This is a genomic window from Pseudomonas carassii (assembly GCF_036324045.1).
In the GTDB taxonomy this organism is placed as follows: Bacteria; Pseudomonadota; Gammaproteobacteria; order Pseudomonadales; family Pseudomonadaceae; genus Aquipseudomonas; species Aquipseudomonas peradeniyensis.
This window is the reverse complement of sequence record NZ_JAZDCT010000010.1, coordinates 75,821-93,485: the sequence shown is the minus strand read 5'-3', so window position 1 is coordinate 93,485 and position 17,665 is coordinate 75,821. Positions and strand designations below refer to the sequence as shown.

Sequence of the window (17,665 nt, the reverse complement as noted above, 5' to 3'; positions counted from 1 at the left end):
AAGATAGCCGGGGCTGCTACGCAGCCCTTTCGCGACACAAGGCCGCTCCTACAGGGACACGCGTAAATCCTGATCTCCCTCTACGGGTTGACCCACCGCAATCCCCCTATTGTTTCAACCTTTTTCCTGACTGCTTGATCCGCTATGCTCGGACCCAATCCCGTGCCGGACAAACCCCAGGAAAGAGGGCTCCATGATCCGCAGCAAACTGCCGAACGTCGGCACGACCATCTTCACCACCATGTCGCAACTGGCCATGCAGACCGGTGCGCTCAACCTCTCCCAGGGCTTCCCTGACTTCAACGGCCCCCAGGCCTTGCTCGATGCCGTCGGTCGCCATGTGGCCGCCGGGCACAACCAGTATTCGCCCATGACCGGCCTGCCGGCGCTGCGCCAGCAGGTGGCGGCGAAGATTGCACGGTTGTACGGCGCGAACGTCGATGCCGACCAGGAAGTGACCATCACCCCCGGTGCCACCGAGGCGATCTTCTGCGCCATCCAGGCGGTCATCCATGCCGGCGACGAGGTGATCGTCTTTGACCCCAGCTACGACAGCTACGAGCCGTCCGTGGAACTGGCCGGCGGGCGCTGCGTGCATGTGCCGCTGGCCGACGGCAGTTTCAGTATCGATTGGCAGAAGTTCAGCGATGCCCTAAGCCCGCGCACGCGCATGGTCATCCTCAACTCGCCGCACAATCCCAGCGGCGCGCTGATCAGCCGTGACGACCTGGAGCAGCTGGCCAGGCTGATCGGTGACCGCGATATCTACCTGGTCAGCGACGAGGTCTACGAACACCTGATCTACGACGGTGTGCGCCATGCCAGCGTGCTGGCCCACCCGCAGCTCTATTCGCGGGCGTTCGTCGTCAGCTCGTTCGGCAAGACTTATCACGTCACCGGCTGGAAGACCGGCTACGTGGTCGCCCCGCCGGCCCTCAGCGCGGAACTGCGCAAGGTGCACCAGTACGTCAATTTCTGTGGCGTGACGCCCTTGCAGTGCGCGCTGGCCGACTTCATGGCCGAGCACCCCGAGCATATCGACGAGTTGCCGGCCTTCTACCAGGCCAAGCGCGATCTGTTCTGCGACCTGCTGCAGGCCTCGCGTTTCACCTTCACCCGCACGCCGGGCACCTATTTCCAATTGGTGGACTATTCGCAGATCCGGCCCGACCTGAACGATGTCGACATGGCCCTGTGGCTGACCCGTGAGCATGGCGTGGCCAGCATCCCGGTGTCGGTGTTCTACCAGCAACCCATCCCCGAGCAACGCCTGGTGCGCCTGTGCTTTGCCAAACGCGAGGAGACGCTGCGCCAGGCAGCGGAGAAACTATGCGCGATCTGAGCCAACTGCCGAACCTGAAAATCGCCCTGGTGCAGACCACCCTGGCCTGGCACGACCGCGAGGCCAACTACGCGCATTTCGAGGAGCTGATCGGCCAGGCCGGCGAGGTGGACCTGGTGGTCCTGCCGGAAATGTTCACCACCGGTTTTTCGATGGAGTCCGAAAGCCTGGCGGAGCCGGAGAACGGCCCGACCTACAAGTGGCTCAAGGCCCAGGCGAAGAAAGCCAACGCGGTGATCACCGGCAGCGTGATCATCCAGGCCGCCGACGGCAGCCACCGCAACCGCCTGCTGTGGGCGCGGCCCGACGGCGAGATCCTGCACTACGACAAGCGTCACCTGTTCCGCATGGCTGGTGAGCACAAGCACTACACCCCAGGCGAGCGCCAGGTGCAGTTCGAGCTCAAGGGTTGGCGGATCCGCCCGCTGATCTGCTACGACCTGCGCTTCCCGGTGTGGAGCCGCGACGCCCAGGACACCGACCTGCTGCTGTACACCGCCAACTGGCCGGCGGCGCGGCGCCTGCACTGGAACCGCCTGCTGCCGGCGCGGGGGATCGAGAACCTGTGCTTCGTCGCGGCGGTTAACCGGGTGGGCACCGATGGCAAGGGCTTCGCCTATTCCGGCGACAGCCAGGTGCTGGACTTCCAGGGCGAGAGCCTGCTGAGCGCGGGCGAGGCCGATGGGGTGTTCACCGTGGTGCTGCGGGCGGCGGAGCTGGCGGCGTACCGGGCGCGGTTCCCGGCGAACCTGGATGCCGATACCTTCGACCTGCATTGAAGGTCATGAGGCGCTTTCGCGGCACAAGGCCGCTCCTACAGGCGATCACAACCCCGTGTAGGAGCGGCCTTGTGCCGCGAAAGGGGCGCAACGCGCCCCCGGGGATGCGACTGTTCAATACACATCTCGCCGATACCGCCCATCCTCGATCAGCCGCTGCACGACAGCTTCACCCAGCACCCCCTGCAACGCCGCATCCACCCCGGCTGCCATCCCTTGCAGGCTGCCGCAGACATACACGCAAGCGCCATCCTCGACCCAGCGCTTGAACTCGGCGGCCTGCTGCAACAGCACATCCTGCACATAGATCTTCTGCGCCTGGTCCCGCGAGAACGCCAGGTCCAGCCGTTGCAGATCGCCGCTTTCCACCCAGCCCTGCAGTTCCTCACCGCACAGCAGGTCGTGCGTCCGGTTGCGCTCGCCGAACAGCAGCCAGTTGCGTTGTTCGCCCCCGGCAATACGGGCCTTGAGCAGGCTGCGCAGACCGGCCAGGCCGGTGCCATTGCCGATCAGCACCATGGGCGCCGACTCGGCGGGCAAGTGGAAGCCGCTATTGCGACGCAGGCGCGCGCTGACGCTGCCTTCCAGCGGCAGGTACTCGGTCAGCCAGCCGGAGCCCAGGCCCAGGTTGCCATCGGCGTGGCGTTCCTGTCGCACGATCAGCTCCAGCACGCCATCGCTGGCGATGGAGGCAATCGAGTATTCACGGGCGGTGAGCGGGATCAGCGCATCGACCAGCGCCTGGGCATGCAGGCCGACCAGGTGTTCGCGGCCGACCGGCAACTGGCGGCTGGCCAGCGCCTGCGCCAGGGTCTCCCGCAGACCATCGAGCTGCACCGGGCTGTTTGGGTCGAGGCCCAGGCCGGCAAGGAAGGCATCGACACGGGGCTGGCCGTTGCGTGGCAGGATTTCGATCAGGTCACCGGCTTCCCAGGTTGCGGGCGCTTCTGCCTGCAGGCCCAGCAGGTACACCGGCGCCCCCTGGCTGCCGGGGTTGATCCGTTCGCGGCGCGACAGGCGCCAGTTGCCGAAGCTTGGCGGCTGCCAGGCGGCGACCGGGCGGGCGCCGGTCAGTTGCGTCAGTTCCTGTTGCCACAGCTGCAGGGCGACGGGGTCGGCGTTGTCCACCTCCACCGGGCTGAAGGCGCAGCTGGCGCCACGCTCGCCAAGCCAGGCCTGGAGTCGGCGGGCGAAGCCGCAGAAGTGCGGGTACTGGCGGTCGCCCAGGGCCAGCAGGGCGTAGTCCAGGTGGTCCAGCGGCCAGGCTTGACCCAGAACCTTGCGCTCGAAGCCACGGGCGCTGTCCGGGGCCTCGCCGTCGCCGAAGGTGCTGACCACGAACAGTGCGCGGTTGGCCTGGCGCAATTCGGCTTCGCCCAGCTCGGCCAGCGGGCGTACCTGCACCGGCAAGCCGGCGGCTTGCAGTTGACCGGCGCTCTGCCAGGCGAGCTGTTCGGCGAAGCCGCTCTGGCTGGCGAAACCGATCAGCCAGCGGTCGCCGTCATTCGACTGCGGGGCCACCGCGCCACGTGCGGCGCGAACCTGGCGCTTCTTGCGTCGACGGTCGAGGTACAGCAGCCAGCCGGTGACGAAGAACAGCGGCATGGTCAGGCTGGCGAGGGTGACGATGATCCGCCCCGGCAGGCCGAAGTAGCTGCCCACGTGCAGGGCGTAGACGCTCTGCAGCAACTGGGCCTTGAACGACTTGTCGGTATAGCGCTCGTGACGCTTGACCTGGCCGCTGGCCGGGTCGAGGGTGAGGGTGTTGAGAGCGCGCTCATGGTCGGCGCCCTGGAGCAGGTAGAACAGGGTCGCCGGTTGCCCGCCGGCCGGTGGCAGGCGCAGGTTGTAGGTAGACAGGCCGGGGCCTGCGGCGGCCTTGAGGTTGGTCCAGATGGCGTCATAGTCGACCACCAGGGGCGGGGCGTTCTTGTCCACCTTGGGCGGGCCATGGCGACCGCCGCGACCTTCGCCACGCTTCTGCTCGCCGGCTACGGGCTGGTCGGCCAGCAGGCGATTGAGGCCTTCGCGGTACCACTCGTAGGACCAGAACAGCCCGGTCAGGGCGAACAGCAGGTAGAACAGCAGGCACCAGGTGCCGAACACCGCGTGCAGGTCCCAGTTAAAGGCGCGGCCTTTCTTCGCCCAGTCCAGCGTCAGCCAGGTCCGCCAGTTCAGTGCCTTGCGCGGCCAGCGCAGGTACAGCCCGGACAGGCTGAAGAAGATCAGCATCAGGGTGCAGGCGCCGGTGATCTGCCGGCCTGTGTCGCCCATGGCCAGGAACCGGTGCAGGTTGAGCATGAGGTTGAAGAAGCCCAGGCCGGCGACGTCACCCTTGAGCTCGCCGGTGTACGGGTCGGCGTAGCGCAGCTCGCCACGGCGCTCGCCGGGGGCGGGGGTGAAGAAGATTCGCGCGGCGTTGCCCTCGCGGGTATCGACCCAGAGCATGGAGACCTTGTCGCCTTGCGCGGCCTCGACCCGGCGGACCAGCTCGGCCGGTGGCAGCACACCTTCCTGGCGTACCTCGACCTTGAGTACCTCGGCGTTGAATGCGCGCAGCAGTTCTTCCTGGAACGACCAGATCGCGCCGGTCACGCCCATCAGCGCCAGCACCAGGCCGGCGGTGATGCCAAAGAACCAGTGCAATTGGAACAGCGTCTTCTTCACCACATCGATCACCTTGTATTGCCGCCAGGAACTGCGCGGCGTGCATTATGCCTTGATACGCAAAAGCCCCGTTCAAGCGAATGAACGGGGCTCGGGGTGCGGCTGTTTAGAAGTGCACGCTGGTGGTCAGCAACGCCGTGCGCCCCGCCGCCTGGTTGGCGAAGTGGGTGGAGTACGCCTTGTCGTAGTAGACCTCGTTGGTGAGGTTCTGCACGTTCAGCTGCAGGTCGATGTTCTTGGTCAGCTTGTAGGCGGCCATGGCGTCGTAGCGTACGTAGCTGTCGACCATGGTGGTGTTGGCCACGCTGCCGTAGACGTCATCGACATAGAAGGCGCCGCCACCGACGGTCAGCTTCGGCGTCAGCTGGTAGGTGGTCCACAGGCTGGCGCTGTTGTTCGGCGTGTTGGGCAGTTGGTTGCCGTCGTTCGCCTTGCCCAGCGGGCCGCCGTCGATCTGGCGGGCCTGCATGTAGGTGTAGCCGGCGAACACTTGCCACTTGTCGGTCAGCTTGCCGCTGGCCGACAGCTCGATGCCTTGCACGCGGGTTTCACCGACGTTCTCGTAGGTGTTGGTGTTGACCTGGACCCGTGCGTTTTCCTTCTCGGTGCGGAACAGCGCGGCGGCCAGGGACAGGCGCTGGTCGAGCAGGTCCCACTTGGTGCCGAGCTCGTAGTTGGTGGTCTCTTCCGGCTCCATGTCACTGCCCAGCAGGTTGCCGGAACGGTCGGTGGTGTTGCCCAGCGGGTTGCCTTCGGTACCCTCGCCGAGCATGGCGCCAGGTGGTGTGGCGGAGGTGGCGTAGGACACATAGATGCTGCCGTTGTCCGCCGGCTTCCACACCAGGCCCAGCTGGCCGGTGATGAACTCGCTGGTGTCCGAGCCTTTGGCGGGTACGCCCTTGCTGCTCACCGCGGTGCTGCCGTCGGCGTTGTAGCCACGGTAGTCGGTGTCGAAGTGGTCATAGCGCAGGCCCATGTTCAGCAGCCATTGCGGGGTCAGCTCCAGGGTGTCGAACACATAGAGCGCGCGGGTCTTGCTGCTGGTCCTGGTGCCGGCGTAGTTGCGCGCGACGGTGCCGACCCAGTTGTCGTCCGGGTTCGGGTTGTCCAGAGAGGTGCAGCTGCCGCCACTACCCGGGCCGGTGCAGGTGAGTTTGCTGTTGGGGGTGACGGTGTAGCTCTGGCGGTCGGACTCTTCCTTGGTGAACTCGACGCCGGTGGAGAAGCTGTTCTTCAGGCCGCCCAGGTAGAACTCGCCGAACAGGTCGGTCTGGTTGGTGGTGGTGGCGGTGTTGCCCACACGGGTGTTGGCGCGACGCCAGACGCCGTTGTTGTTGACGTTGCCGGCGCTGTCATCGGGCTGGGTCAGCACGTAGTCCTGCATGCTGTTGCCGTGGCGCAGGGTGTTCTTGATGGTCAGCGTGTCGGTCAGGTCGTGCTCGATGGCGAAGGTCGCGATATCGACGCGGGTCTTGCGGAAGTCGCGTCCGGTCAGGCCGTAGAAGTTGTCGCTGTCGCCACCGTCGACCGGCTTGTCCGGATGCGCCGATGTCCGTGCGGTGCTGCCTGCGCGCGGCACGCTGTAGGGGATGCCGGAGTCCGGCAGGTCGTCGCTTTCGAGGTGGTAATAGTCGAGGTTGACGCGGGTCGGCGTACCCAGGCCGAAGGCCAGCGAGGGGGCGATGCCCCAGCGGTCGTAGTTGACCTTGTCGCGGCCGGCGACGTTGCTTTCGTGGGTCATCAGGTTCAGGCGCCCGGCAACGCTGTCGCTGAACTGGTAGTTGCCGTCGAAGGTGTAGCGTTGGGTCTGGTCACTGCCCCAGGTCCAGGCGCCGTCCAGCGAGTTGCCCAGGTGTGCGCGCTTGCTCACCAGGTTGATGGTGCCGCCTGCGGCGCCCCGCCCACCGACCGCCGAGTTCGGCCCCTTGGCCACTTCGACAGACTCGATGGCGAAGATTTCGCGGGTCTGGGCGCCGGTATCGCGCACGCCGTCCAGGTAGGTGTCGCCCTGGGCGTCGAAGCCACGGATGAAGGGGCGGTCGCCTTGCGGGTTGCCGCCTTCACCGGCACCGAAGGTGATACCCGGCACGGTGCGCAGGGCATCCTGCAGGGACATGGCGTTGGTGTCCTTGATCACCTGCTGCGGGATCACGGTGACCGACCGTGGGGTGTCCACCAGCGGCGCGGTGTACTTCTGCGACGAGGCCTTGTCGACCTTGTACTCGGTGCTTGCCTGTTCGGCCTTGCCATTGACGCTGGTGGCGTCGAGGGTGATGGCGTTATTGGCGGCCGGGTCGGCGGCATAGGCCGAGGTGGCGGTGATCGCCATGCCGATGGCGGAGGCGAGCAGACGTGGTGAACTCACAGCAGATGGCACGTGACGCATTGTTGTAGACCTTCCCCAAGGTATGAAGGCCGCGGAGCATAATGTAAGTGATTGTAACGAACAATTGAGAAGCGTTTCCATTCGCCATAAATTTACATTCTTTACAATTTCGCCTTACGGTTTTTACGGTCTCATCCGTCGTGCCATGGAGAAAGGGGCTTGTGGTAGGTAAAAGGGAATCAATATCATTGGCGTCCCTTCAGTCATACTTGGTGCCGCCGCCATGCTGCTTCATATTCCCGGGCTGTTCGACGCCGACGAGATCGCGCGCATTCGCGAGGCCCTGGAGCAGGCCGACTGGGCCGATGGCAAGATCACTGCGGGATACCAGTCGGCCAAGGCCAAGCACAACCTGCAGTTGCCCGAAGGCCATGCGCTGGCCAAGGAGATCGGCAGTGCGCTGATCGAACGGCTGTGGCGTAACCCGTTGTTCATGTCGGCGGCGCTGCCGCACAAGGTGTTCCCGCCGCTGATCAACTGCTACCGCGAAGGGGGCAATTTCGATTTCCACATCGACAACGCCCTGCGCCAGCCCAAGGGCAGCCCGGAGCGGGTGCGCACCGACCTGTCCTCGACGCTGTTCCTCAGTGACCCGGACAGCTACGACGGCGGCGAACTGGTGATCCAGGACACCTATGGCGTGCGCGAGGTCAAGCTGGCCGCGGGCGACATGGTGCTGTACCCCGGCACCAGCCTGCACAAGGTCAACCCGGTCACCCGCGGGGCGCGCTATGCGGCGTTTTTCTGGACCCAGAGCCTGGTGCGCGAGGACAGCCAGCGCACCTTGCTGTTCGAGATGGACAACGCGGTCCGCCAGCTCACTGCCGATGTGCCCGGGCACCCGTCGCTGCTGCAGCTGACCGGCACCTATCACAACCTGCTGCGCCGCTGGGCCGAGGTCTGATCCGTGTCCTATCAGTTGCGACGTGAGGATGTGGTGGATGTGGCCGAGTTGCAGGCGATGCTCGAGCACAGCCCGGGCCAGGCTGCCCAGGCGATCCTGGCGGCGGCGGGGCAGGGGGTGGTCGAGGCACAGCTGTTGCTCGGGCAGATCCTGCTCGATGGGCGCGGTATCGAAGAGGATGCTGGTGTGGCCCGCCGTTGGTTCGCCATCGCTGCCCAGGCCGGCAGCGCCATGGCCCACAACATGCTTGGCCGGTGCCTGGAGCACGGCTGGGGTGGCGATGTGGATCTCGCGCAGGCGGCCATTCACTATGCCCGTGCGGCCGACGCCGGCTTGGACTGGGGGATGTACAACCTGGCCAACCTGCTGGCCACCGGGCGCGGGGTGCCGGCCGACCAGGCCCAGGCGTTGATGTGCTACGAGAAGGCCGCGCAGCTAGGGCATGCCAAGTCGATGAACCTGTATGGGCGCTATCTGGAGCAGGGTATTGCCACCGCGCCGAGCCCTGCCCGGGCCGTGCGCTGGTATCGGCGTTCGGCCGAGGCGGGGGATTTTCGCGGGATGTTCAGCCTGGCGCTGGTGCTGGTCGAACGCGGGGAGATCGGGGAGGCCGGGCCTTGGCTGGAACGGGCCAGGGTCGAGGGCAACCTGAATTTCCTGCGCAGTGCGTTGGTGACGTTGCAGGGGGCGGGGCCGGCGCTGATGGCCCATGCGGCGCGCTATGCCGAGGAGATCGAACTAAGGCCGGCGCCACCCCTGTAGGAGCGGCCTTGCGCCGCGAAAGGGCCGCGCAGCGGCCCCGGCGATTGATGCGTCAACGCTGAAACCCTGGGGCCGCCATGCGGCCCTTTCGCGGCACAAGGCCGCTCCTACAGAGTGGGGGGGCGAGGCGGCAAATGAAAACGGGGCCTTGCGGCCCCGTTGTGCATTACAGGTAGTAGGCCTTCAGCGGCGGGAAGCCGTTGAACTCCACCGCGCTGTAGCTGGTGGTGTAGGCACCGGTGGACAGCCAGTACAGGCGGTCGCCGATCGCCAGGTTCAGCGGCAGGCCGTACTTGTAGTTCTCGTACATGATGTCGGCGCTGTCGCAGGTCGGGCCGGCGATCACCACTTCCTCGGTCTCGCCTTTCTTCTCGGTCCAGATCGGGAACTTGATCGCCTCGTCCATGGTTTCGATCAGGCCGGAGAACTTGCCCACGTCGGTGTAGATCCAGCGCTCGACCGCGGTGCGCGACTTGCGCGCCACCAGCACCACTTCACTGACCAGGATGCCAGCGTTGGCGATCAGCGAGCGGCCGGGCTCGAGGATGATTTCCGGCAGGTCGTCGCCGAAGTCTTCCTTGAGGAAGCGGATGATCTCCTCGGCATAGGTCTCGAGGCTGTTGGTGCGGGTGATGTAGTTGGCCGGGAAGCCGCCGCCCATGTTGATCAGCTTCAGCTCGATGCCGTCTTCTTCCTTCAGGCGCTCGAAGATCACCTTGACCTTGGCGATGGCCGCGTCCCACACGCTGATGTCGCGCTGCTGGGAGCCGACGTGGAAGGAGATACCATAGGGCACCAGGCCCAGGTCGCGGGCGAGGATCAGCAGGTCCATGGCCATGTCGGTCTGGCAGCCGAATTTGCGCGACAGTGGCCAGTCGGCGGTGGTGGAGCCTTCGGTGAGGATACGCACGTAGACTTTCGAGCCCGGCGCGGCCTTGGCGATGTTGCGCAGGTCGGCTTCGGAGTCGGTGGCGTACAGGCGCACGCCTTTCTCGAAGAAGTAGCGGATGTCCTTGGACTTCTTGATGGTGTTGCCGTAGCTGATGCGGTCGGGGCTGACGCCACGGCCCAGCACCTTGTCCAGCTCGTAGATCGAGGCGATGTCGAAGCTCGAGCCTTTCTCCTTGAGCAGGTCGATGATCTCGACCGCCGGGTTGGCCTTGACCGCGTAGTAGACCTTGGCAAATTCGAAACCGGCGCGCAGGTCGTCATAGGCCTGGCTGATCATCTGGGTATCGATGAGTACGAACGGGGTTTCCTGCTTGTCGGCGAACGCCTTCATCTTCTGGAAGGTGTCACGCGCAAAGTAGTCTTCGACCTGGATCGACATGCTCAAGGGCTCCATGGGCAAACTGAAAAGATAAGTGGCAGCAAACTGAACGTCCTCCGTATCCCCACTTTGGTTCGCCTACTTCCCAAGGCATGTCGCCGAAAGCAAAAAGGTCAACCGTGCCGGGAAAGGGCGGCGGGTGACCTTGCTGTCTCGTCGTCAGTACTTGAGCCGGATGGATCGTTTCCAGCATGGACGTTCGGCGCGCACTTTAGGACGTGAAAACCGCAAGATCAACAGGCAGGTCCGGGGTGTTCGTCGTGTATCGACGCCCCACCACTGCAATAACCGACCGATGCGTGACGTGGATGTTCCGGAAAAGGCCACAAGCGTTAAAAATTGTGGAATAGGTGGCGATCTGGTCGCGAACGGCTGATAGCTGGGTTCTTTGCATGTTGGCTGGCTTTCGCTGCGAAAGAGCCGAAGAATCGGCAGAAGACCGTTTGTCGGGGTTGTGTGGTGAACGGGGTTTTTCCGGAGAGTGTTCATATTTATGGCCACGGCGCGACGCCCGTCATTTTTTTCGAAATCACCATAAATTTTTTGTTACCGACACCGGAAACCACCCTTGGTCGGCTTAGGCATGGGCCGATTGCCGTCCTTGATGAGAAGCATTACTATTCGCGACCTCATCTGCCTCCCTGACGACCCCGAACGTGTCCGGACACAAAGGCTTCCTCGACCACTACCATGAGCTGATCGGCACCTGGACGCGCAAGTTGCGCAGTCGTCAGCAGGCCGAGGACCTCACTCACGACGCTTTTGTCCGGGTTCTGGAAAACCCGAACGAGCAGGTCGAGCAGCCGCGTGCCTACCTGCACCAGACCGCCCGCAACATCGCCGTCGATGGCTTTCGCCGCGAGGACCGTCGCCAGGCACTCGAATTTGAGGGGTTCGCCGACGGCGCCGCCAATGGCAGCGATCCGGAGGCCTATGTGCATGCCCTGGAACTGGCCGACAGCGTCGAGCGGGCGCTGGCCGAGTTGCCGCTCAACTGCCGCCGGGTGTTCATCTGGCAGAAGCTCGAGGGCCTGACCCAGGCCGAGATCGCCGAGCGCATGGGTTTGACCAAGAACATGGTCGAAAAGTATATGATCCGCACGCTCCGACATCTGCGTGAGCACCTGGATGTGTCGGCCAGATGAGTCAGGAGACCCCATTGTTCAGACAGCACGCGCCCGACCCCGTGGGCGAGCAGGCGGCCAGCTGGTTCGCCCGGGCCCAGGAGGCGCCGCATGACAGCGCCGTGCAGCAGGCCTTGCAGGCATGGCTGGCGCAGCACCCACGCCATCGCGAGGAGTACCAGCGCCTGGTACAGCTGTGGCGCGCCGCCGATTTCATCCCCCGACAACGCCTCGAAGCGCTGTGCCAGCCCGAGCCGGTGCGCCAGCTTCCACGCCGCCGTCTGCTGCGTCAGGCCTTGGCGGCCGGCGTGGCGGTGGTCGCGCTGGGGCTGGGCTGGACAGGTTGGCAGTACCAGCAGCTCAACCATCAGGACACGTTGACTACGGCCCAGGGCGAGCGGCGTCAGGTCGAACTGCCGGACGGATCACGGCTGGAACTCAACAGTGCCACCCAGGTGCAGGTGATGTTCTCTTCGGGGCAACGCCATGTGCGCCTGGGGGCGGGCGAGGCGATGTTCATCGTTGCCCACGACAGTGGCCGGCCTTTCGTGGTGAGCACCGCACAGGGTGAAGTCACCGTCACCGGCACCCGTTTCGATGTACGCCAGGAGCCGACCAGCACCCGCGTGGCCGTGGAGCAGGGTTCGGTGAAGGTGCAGGGCGCGTCCGAGTCGCTGGCGCTGCTCGGTGCCGGGCAGGGTTCGCATATCGACGCCCAGGGCAAGGTCGCCGCACCCTATGCCATCGATGCCAACGCCGTGACCGCCTGGCGCCAGGGCAAGCTGGTGTTCGACAACGCGCCGTTGAGCGAGGTGGTGGCGGAAGTCTCCCGCTATCGCGCCCATCCGCTGCACGTGGCACCCGGCAAGGCCGCCGCGCTGCGCCTGTCGAGCACCTTCAGCACCGACGACCCGGACGCGCTGCTGCGGGCGCTGCCGAGCATCCTGCCGGTGCAGGTGAAGACCCGCCCGGATGGCTCCAGCGAAATTGTTCTGAAATAAATTCAGGTTTTTTTCCGTTCGTTCGTCTTCCCCGCCAGCTGCAACTGCCAAGCATTTCCATTTGCATGCGGTTGGCGTTTATCCCGACTCTCAGGACCCCTCGAAGACGTGAACAACAATAAGCCCCTTCTCCAGCTGCGCCGCCTGGCGCTGGCCCTGGCGGTCAGCGCCGCCGCCGGCAACAGCTACGCCGACAGCATCCAGATCCAGGCCCAGCCATTGGCGGGCGCACTCAAGCAGCTGGGTCAGCAGACCCACCTGCAGCTGTTCTTCAGCCCCGAACTGGTGGACGGCAAGCAGGCCCCGGCGGTGTCCGGCAACCTGGCGCCGGAGCAGGCCCTGCAGCAACTGCTGCAGGGCAGCGGGCTGACCTTCGAGCAGTCTGCGGACACCGTGGTGGTCAAGCCGGTCCAGGCTGCCGGCAGCCTGACCACCGGCAGCCTGGAGCTGGCGCCCACCGATGTGAAAGTGGTCGGTGATTGGCTGGGCGACGCCCAGCAGAGCGTGGTGCAGAACCATCCCGGCGCTCGTACCGTGGTGCGCCGCGAAGCGATGGTGGAGAAGGGCACGATGAACGTGCGTGACGCCCTGCGCGGCATCCCGGGCGTGCAGGTGCAGGACTCCAACGGCACCGGCGGCAGCGACCTGTCGCTGAACGTCGGCGTGCGCGGCCTTACCTCGCGCCTGTCGCCGCGCTCGACCGTGCTGATCGACGGCATCCCGGCGGCCTTTGCCCCTTACGGCCAGCCGCAGCTGTCGATGGCGCCGATCTCCTCGGGCAACCTCGACAGTATCGATGTGGTGCGCGGCGCCGGTTCCGTGCGCTATGGCCCGCAGAACGTCGGCGGGGTGATCAACTTCGTGACCCGGGCGATTCCCGAGAAGGCCACCGGCGAGTTGTCCACCACCCTGGAGACTTCCCGCCATGGCGGCTGGAAGCACACCGAGTCGGCCTTCGTCGGCGGCACAGCCGACAACGGCATGGGCGTGGCGCTGCTGTACACCGGCGTGAACGGTGACGGCTATCGCAGCAGCAACAACGACAACGATATAGACGACGTGATGCTCAAGACCCACTGGGCGCCGACCGATGTCGACGAGTTCTGGCTCAACTTCCACTACTACGACGGCCGTGCCGACATGCCCGGCGGGCTGACCCAGGCCCAGTACGACCACGACCCCTACCAGTCGGTGCGTGACTACGACTACTTCAGCGGCCGGCGCAAGGACGTGTCGTTCAAGTGGTTGCGGCAGATCGACGACGCCACCCAGCTCGAGGTGCTGACCTACTACACCGACAGCTTCCGTGGCAGCGCCATCGCTGCACGCGACATGAAGACCCTGTCGTCGTACCCGCGCAACTACCACACCTTCGCCATCGAGCCACGCCTGTCGCGGATCTTCTTCGTCGGCCCGACCACCCAGGAAGTCAGCGTCGGCTATCGCTACCTGAAGGAAGCCATGCGCGAGCAATCCACGCGCCTGGCCCTGGTCGACAATGTGCCCACGGTCACCCCGACCTCCGACGGCCATGTGTTCCAGGACCGCAGCGGCGGCACCGAGGCCAGCGCCTATTACATCGACGACAAGATCGACGTCGGCAACTGGACCATCACCCCGGGCATCCGCTTCGAGCACATCAATACCGACTGGCGCGACCGCCCGGTGATGGACGCCAACTACCGCCCGGTGCCGGAGAAGAACCGCAGCATCACCAGCAACGAACCGCTGCCGGCGTTGAGCGTGATGTACCACATGTCCGACGCCTGGAAGCTGTTTGCCAACTACGAGACCTCGTTCGGCAGCCTGCAGTACTTCCAGCTGGGCCAGGGCGGTACCGGCAACAGCACGGCCAATGGCCTGGAGCCGGAGAAAGCCAAGACCTACGAAGTGGGTACGCGCTACGACAACGGCGGTTTTGCCGGTGAGCTGACCGCGTTCTACATCGACTTCGACGACGAGCTGCAGTACATCAGCAACGATGTCGGCTGGACCAACCTGGGGGCGACCAAGCACCAGGGCATCGAGGCCTCGGTGCGCTACGACCTGGCCGGGCTCGATCCGCGCCTGGAAGGCCTGTCGGTCAATGGTGGCTACACCTATACCCGCGCTACCTATGAAGGGGAGATTCCCGGCTTCAAGGGTCGCGACCTGCCGTTCTACTCGCGTACGGTGGCCACTGCCGGGCTGCGTTACTCCGTCAATCGCTGGACCTGGAACCTGGACGCCTATGCCCAATCCAAGCAGCGCGCACCAGGCACCGGCATGAATGCCGACGGCAGTTTCAACGGCAACTACATCACCGAGCCGAGTGCCGACGGGCAGTATGGCGATATTCCGGGGTATGTGACCTGGCATGCCCGTGGCGGGTATGACTTTGGGCCGCAGCTGTCGAACCTGAAGCTGGCGGCGGGGGTGAAGAACCTCTTCGACAAGCAGTACTTCACCCGCTCCAGCGACAACAACGCCGGGCTCTATGTGGGTGAGCCGCGCACGTTTTATGTGCAGGCCAGTGTAGGGTTCTGAATGGGACCGCTTTGCGGTCCTTTCGCGGCACAAGGCCGCTCCTACAGGAGATCGCATTCCTCTGTAGGAGCGGCTTTGTGCCGCGAAAGGGGCGCAAAGCGCCCCCGGCTTTCTATCAGGAGGTCACTGCTTCGGCAGGCGACACGATACTGGTCTTGCCACCTCGCGAGCGTCCAGAACTCAGGTACGCCGCAATCGACTCCTGCGTCACCTCCCCCAAAAACATCCCTTCGGCATCCAGCACCGGCAACCACGCCCGGTTGAACTCGTACATCCGCGACAGCAGGATGCGCAGGTGCTCGTCATGCGCCGCGGTGGCATTGAACGGCCGCAGGAAATCCCCGCACGTCCCCTGCTGGCGGTGCATGTCGCGCCGACGCACATAGCCCAGCGCCTTGTTCTGCCCATCGGTGACCACCACGTAGCGCCGGTCATGCTCGTCCAGCAGTTCCAGCGCGTCGTTCACCGGCGTTTCCAGGCTCACCGACGGTGCGTTGTCCGCGGCATCCTCGGCGCGGACCAGCAGCAGGCGCTTGAGCGTGCTGTCCTGGCCGACGAAGTTGCTGACGAAATCGTCCACCGGATGGGCCAGCAAGGTGTCCGGGTGATCCAGCTGCAGCAACTTGCCGGCGCGGAAGATGGCGATCTTGTCGCCCAGCTTGATCGCCTCGTCGATGTCATGGCTGACCATGATTACCGTCTTGTTCAGCGCCCGCTGCATCTCGAAGAACTCGTTCTGGATCATCTCGCGGTTGATCGGGTCGACCGCGCCGAACGGCTCGTCCATCAGCAGTACCGGCGCCTCGGCGGCCAGGGCGCGGATCACGCCGATGCGCTGCTGCTGGCCGCCGGAGAGCTCACGGGGGTAGCGCTGCAGGTACTGCTTGGGTTCGAGCTTGATCATGTGCATCAGCTCGCGGGCGCGGTCGTGGCATTTCTGCTTGTCCCAGCCAAGCAGGCGCGGGACCACGGTGATGTTCTCCTCGATGGTCATGTTGGGGAACAGGCCGATCTGCTGGATCACATAGCCGATATGACGACGCAGGGTGACTTCGTCCAGCGCGCTGGTGTCCTCGCCATTGATGAACACCTGGCCGGAAGTCGGGGTGATCAGGCGGTTGATCATCTTCAGCGTGGTGCTCTTGCCGCAGCCCGAGGGGCCGAGGAACACGCAGATTTCGCCCTCGTTGACGGTGAGGCTGACCGCGTCGACGGCTTTGACGTCCTTGCCATTGACGTTGAAGGTCTTGCTGAGGTTCTTCAGTTCGATCATGGGCGCAGTCCTTCCGGAGTCAGGGCACGTTGCAGGGTTTGCAGGAGCAGGTCGGCGATGATCGCCAGCAGGCTGACCAGCACGGCGCCGACCAGCAGCATCGACATGTCGCTGCGGCTGATGGCGGTGAGGATGAGCACGCCCAGGCCACCGGCGCCGATGGTCGCGGCGATGGTCATCACGCCGATGTTCATCACCACGGCGGTGCGCACGCCGGCCAGGATCACCGGCACGGCGATGGGCAACTCGACCATGCGCAGGCGCTGGCCGAAGGTCATGCCAATGCCGCGGGCGGCCTCGCGGATGCCCGGCTCGACGTTGGTCAGGGCCAGGTAGGTGTTGCGCAGAATCGGCAGCAGTGAATAAAGGAACACGGCGGTGATCGCCGGCAATGGCCCCAGGCCCTGGCCGAACTTCGAGTAGAACGGCAGCAGCAGGCCGAACAGGGCGATCGAGGGGATGGTCAGCAGCACCGTGGCGCTGGCCTGCAGGGGGCCGGCGAATACCGGGAAACGGGTCATCAGGATGCCCAGCGGCACGCCGACGACGATGGCCAGGCCCACGGCGATGCCGACCAGGGTGATGTGCTGCCCGGTCAGTTGCAGGACTTGCGCCCAGTCGAGGTGGGCAAAGGTGTCGAGCAGGTTCATGGCTGTACCTCGCCGAGTGAGTGCTCACGCAGGAATGCCGCGGCGACCACAGTCGGGCTCTGGTGTTCGACATCGACCTGGGCGTTGAGCTTGCGCATGGTCTGGTCGTCGAGCTGGCTGGCCAGCGGTTCGAGCAGGGTGGCCAGTTGCGGGTGGGCGTCGAGCACCGCCTTGCGCAGCACGGGCGCCGCGGTGTAGTCGGGGAAGTAGTGCTTGTCGTCTTCCAGCAGCTTGAGGTCGAAGGCGTCCAGGCGCCCGTCGGTGGTGTAGACCAGGCCGGCGAACACCTGGTTGTTGCGCATCGCGGTGTAGACCAGGCCGCCATCCATCTGGCGGATGTTGCGCCGGTCCAGAGGCAGCCCGTACATCTCGCGCAGGCCGACCAGGCCATCGGGGCGGTTGGCGAATTCGGTGTCCAGGGCCACCAGGTGGTTGCGGGCGGGCTCGTCACGCAGCACCTGGTTGAGATCGCTGATGGTGTTGACCTGGGGGTAGGCCGCGGCGACCTGCCTGGGCAGCCCCAGTGCGTAGGTGTTGCTGAATTTCGACGGAGTCAGCCAGACCAGCCCTTTCTTGGCATCGAGTGCCTTGACCCGGGCGTAGGTGGCTTCGGCGCTGGGCATGCGCTCGTCGATATGGTTGTAGGACACCAGCGAGACGCCGGTGTATTCCCACATCAGGTCGAGCTGACCGGTTTCCTGGGCCTGTCGGGCGATGTTGCTGCCAAGGCCGGCGGTCACCCGCACGTCGAAGCCGTTGGCGCGCAGGTACTGGGCGGTGATTTCGGCGAGCACGGTCTGTTCAGTGAACACCCGGGCGCCGATGCGGATCAGCGGCTTTTCCGCTGCCTGGGCAAAGCCTGCCCATAGCAGGGCCGCGCCCAGCAACAGGGCGATTGTCTTCTTCATGGTTTCCCTCTCG

At 65.0% G+C, this 17,665-nt stretch carries 13 protein-coding genes; 7 read left to right on the top strand and 6 right to left on the bottom strand.

Translation table 11 applies throughout. The features are described 5' to 3' along the window. The first annotated feature begins 193 nt into the window (after window positions 1–193). Both V0R62_RS09965 and V0R62_RS09960 read left to right on the top strand, forming a co-directional pair. Complete coding sequence (locus V0R62_RS09965; RefSeq protein WP_330103605.1) at window positions 194–1,342, top strand: pyridoxal phosphate-dependent aminotransferase; 1,149 nt, start codon at window positions 194–196, stop codon at window positions 1,340–1,342. Then, window positions 1,330–2,121 carry an amidohydrolase gene (locus tag V0R62_RS09960; RefSeq protein ID WP_050704052.1) on the top strand — a complete coding sequence of 264 codons (792 nt, stop codon included), beginning with the start codon at window positions 1,330–1,332 and terminating at the stop codon, window positions 2,119–2,121. Before V0R62_RS09965 ends, V0R62_RS09960 begins: the two co-directional genes overlap by 13 nt. A gap of 114 nt (window positions 2,122–2,235) precedes the next feature. Here V0R62_RS09960 and V0R62_RS09955 read toward each other — a convergent pair whose 3' ends face one another. After that, window positions 2,236–4,791 carry a sulfite reductase flavoprotein subunit alpha gene (locus V0R62_RS09955; RefSeq protein WP_330103604.1) on the bottom strand — a complete coding sequence of 852 codons (2,556 nt, stop codon included), beginning with the start codon at window positions 4,789–4,791 and terminating at the stop codon, window positions 2,236–2,238. Between the two features lie 103 nt (window positions 4,792–4,894). Further along, window positions 4,895–7,174 (bottom strand): TonB-dependent receptor, encoded by a 2,280-nt coding sequence (locus V0R62_RS09950; protein ID WP_262951880.1) that lies wholly within the window; start codon window positions 7,172–7,174, stop codon window positions 4,895–4,897. Window positions 7,175–7,397: 223 nt separating this feature from the next. Between V0R62_RS09950 and V0R62_RS09945 the strand changes: the two genes are divergently transcribed. Beyond that, window positions 7,398–8,078 (top strand): Fe2+-dependent dioxygenase, encoded by a 681-nt coding sequence (locus tag V0R62_RS09945; RefSeq protein WP_330103603.1) that lies wholly within the window; start codon window positions 7,398–7,400, stop codon window positions 8,076–8,078. Window positions 8,079–8,081: 3 nt separating this feature from the next. Then, a complete protein-coding gene (locus V0R62_RS09940) occupies window positions 8,082–8,840 on the top strand; it encodes a tetratricopeptide repeat protein (RefSeq protein ID WP_330103602.1) in 759 nt (252 codons plus the stop codon). Between the two features lie 166 nt (window positions 8,841–9,006). Here V0R62_RS09940 and V0R62_RS09935 read toward each other — a convergent pair whose 3' ends face one another. Further along, on the bottom strand, window positions 9,007–10,170 hold the full coding sequence (locus tag V0R62_RS09935) for a type III PLP-dependent enzyme (protein WP_028689608.1): 1,164 nt from the start codon (window positions 10,168–10,170) through the stop codon (window positions 9,007–9,009). 656 nt (window positions 10,171–10,826) lie between these two features. On the opposite strand from V0R62_RS09935, the gene V0R62_RS09930 reads away from it, so the two are divergent. The 3 genes from V0R62_RS09930 to V0R62_RS09920 all read left to right on the top strand — a co-directional run bounded on the left by V0R62_RS09930 (window position 10,827) and on the right by V0R62_RS09920 (window position 14,821). Then, entirely contained in the window at window positions 10,827–11,315 is a 489-nt protein-coding gene (locus V0R62_RS09930) for an RNA polymerase sigma factor (RefSeq protein ID WP_330103601.1), read from the top strand. Further along, window positions 11,312–12,295, top strand: coding sequence for a FecR family protein (locus tag V0R62_RS09925; RefSeq protein ID WP_330103600.1), 984 nt, complete (start codon window positions 11,312–11,314; stop codon window positions 12,293–12,295). The genes V0R62_RS09930 and V0R62_RS09925 overlap by 4 nt, the downstream gene beginning before the upstream one ends. 108 nt (window positions 12,296–12,403) lie before the next feature. Next, the gene (locus V0R62_RS09920) at window positions 12,404–14,821 is read left to right on the top strand and encodes a TonB-dependent siderophore receptor (protein ID WP_330103599.1); all 2,418 of its coding nucleotides are present in this window, start codon (window positions 12,404–12,406) and stop codon (window positions 14,819–14,821) included. Window positions 14,822–14,936: 115 nt separating this feature from the next. Here V0R62_RS09920 and V0R62_RS09915 read toward each other — a convergent pair whose 3' ends face one another. The 3 genes from V0R62_RS09915 to V0R62_RS09905 are packed head-to-tail and all read right to left on the bottom strand — an operon-like array spanning window position 14,937 to window position 17,652. After that, window positions 14,937–16,094, bottom strand: coding sequence for an osmoprotectant ABC transporter ATP-binding protein OsmV (locus V0R62_RS09915; protein ID WP_330103598.1), 1,158 nt, complete (start codon window positions 16,092–16,094; stop codon window positions 14,937–14,939). Continuing rightward, window positions 16,091–16,744, bottom strand: coding sequence for an ABC transporter permease (locus tag V0R62_RS09910; protein WP_011532365.1), 654 nt, complete (start codon window positions 16,742–16,744; stop codon window positions 16,091–16,093). The genes V0R62_RS09915 and V0R62_RS09910 overlap by 4 nt, the downstream gene beginning before the upstream one ends. Next, window positions 16,741–17,652 carry a glycine betaine ABC transporter substrate-binding protein gene (locus V0R62_RS09905; protein ID WP_330103597.1) on the bottom strand — a complete coding sequence of 304 codons (912 nt, stop codon included), beginning with the start codon at window positions 17,650–17,652 and terminating at the stop codon, window positions 16,741–16,743. Before V0R62_RS09905 ends, V0R62_RS09910 begins: the two co-directional genes overlap by 4 nt. Between the last annotated feature and the right edge of the window lie 13 nt (window positions 17,653–17,665).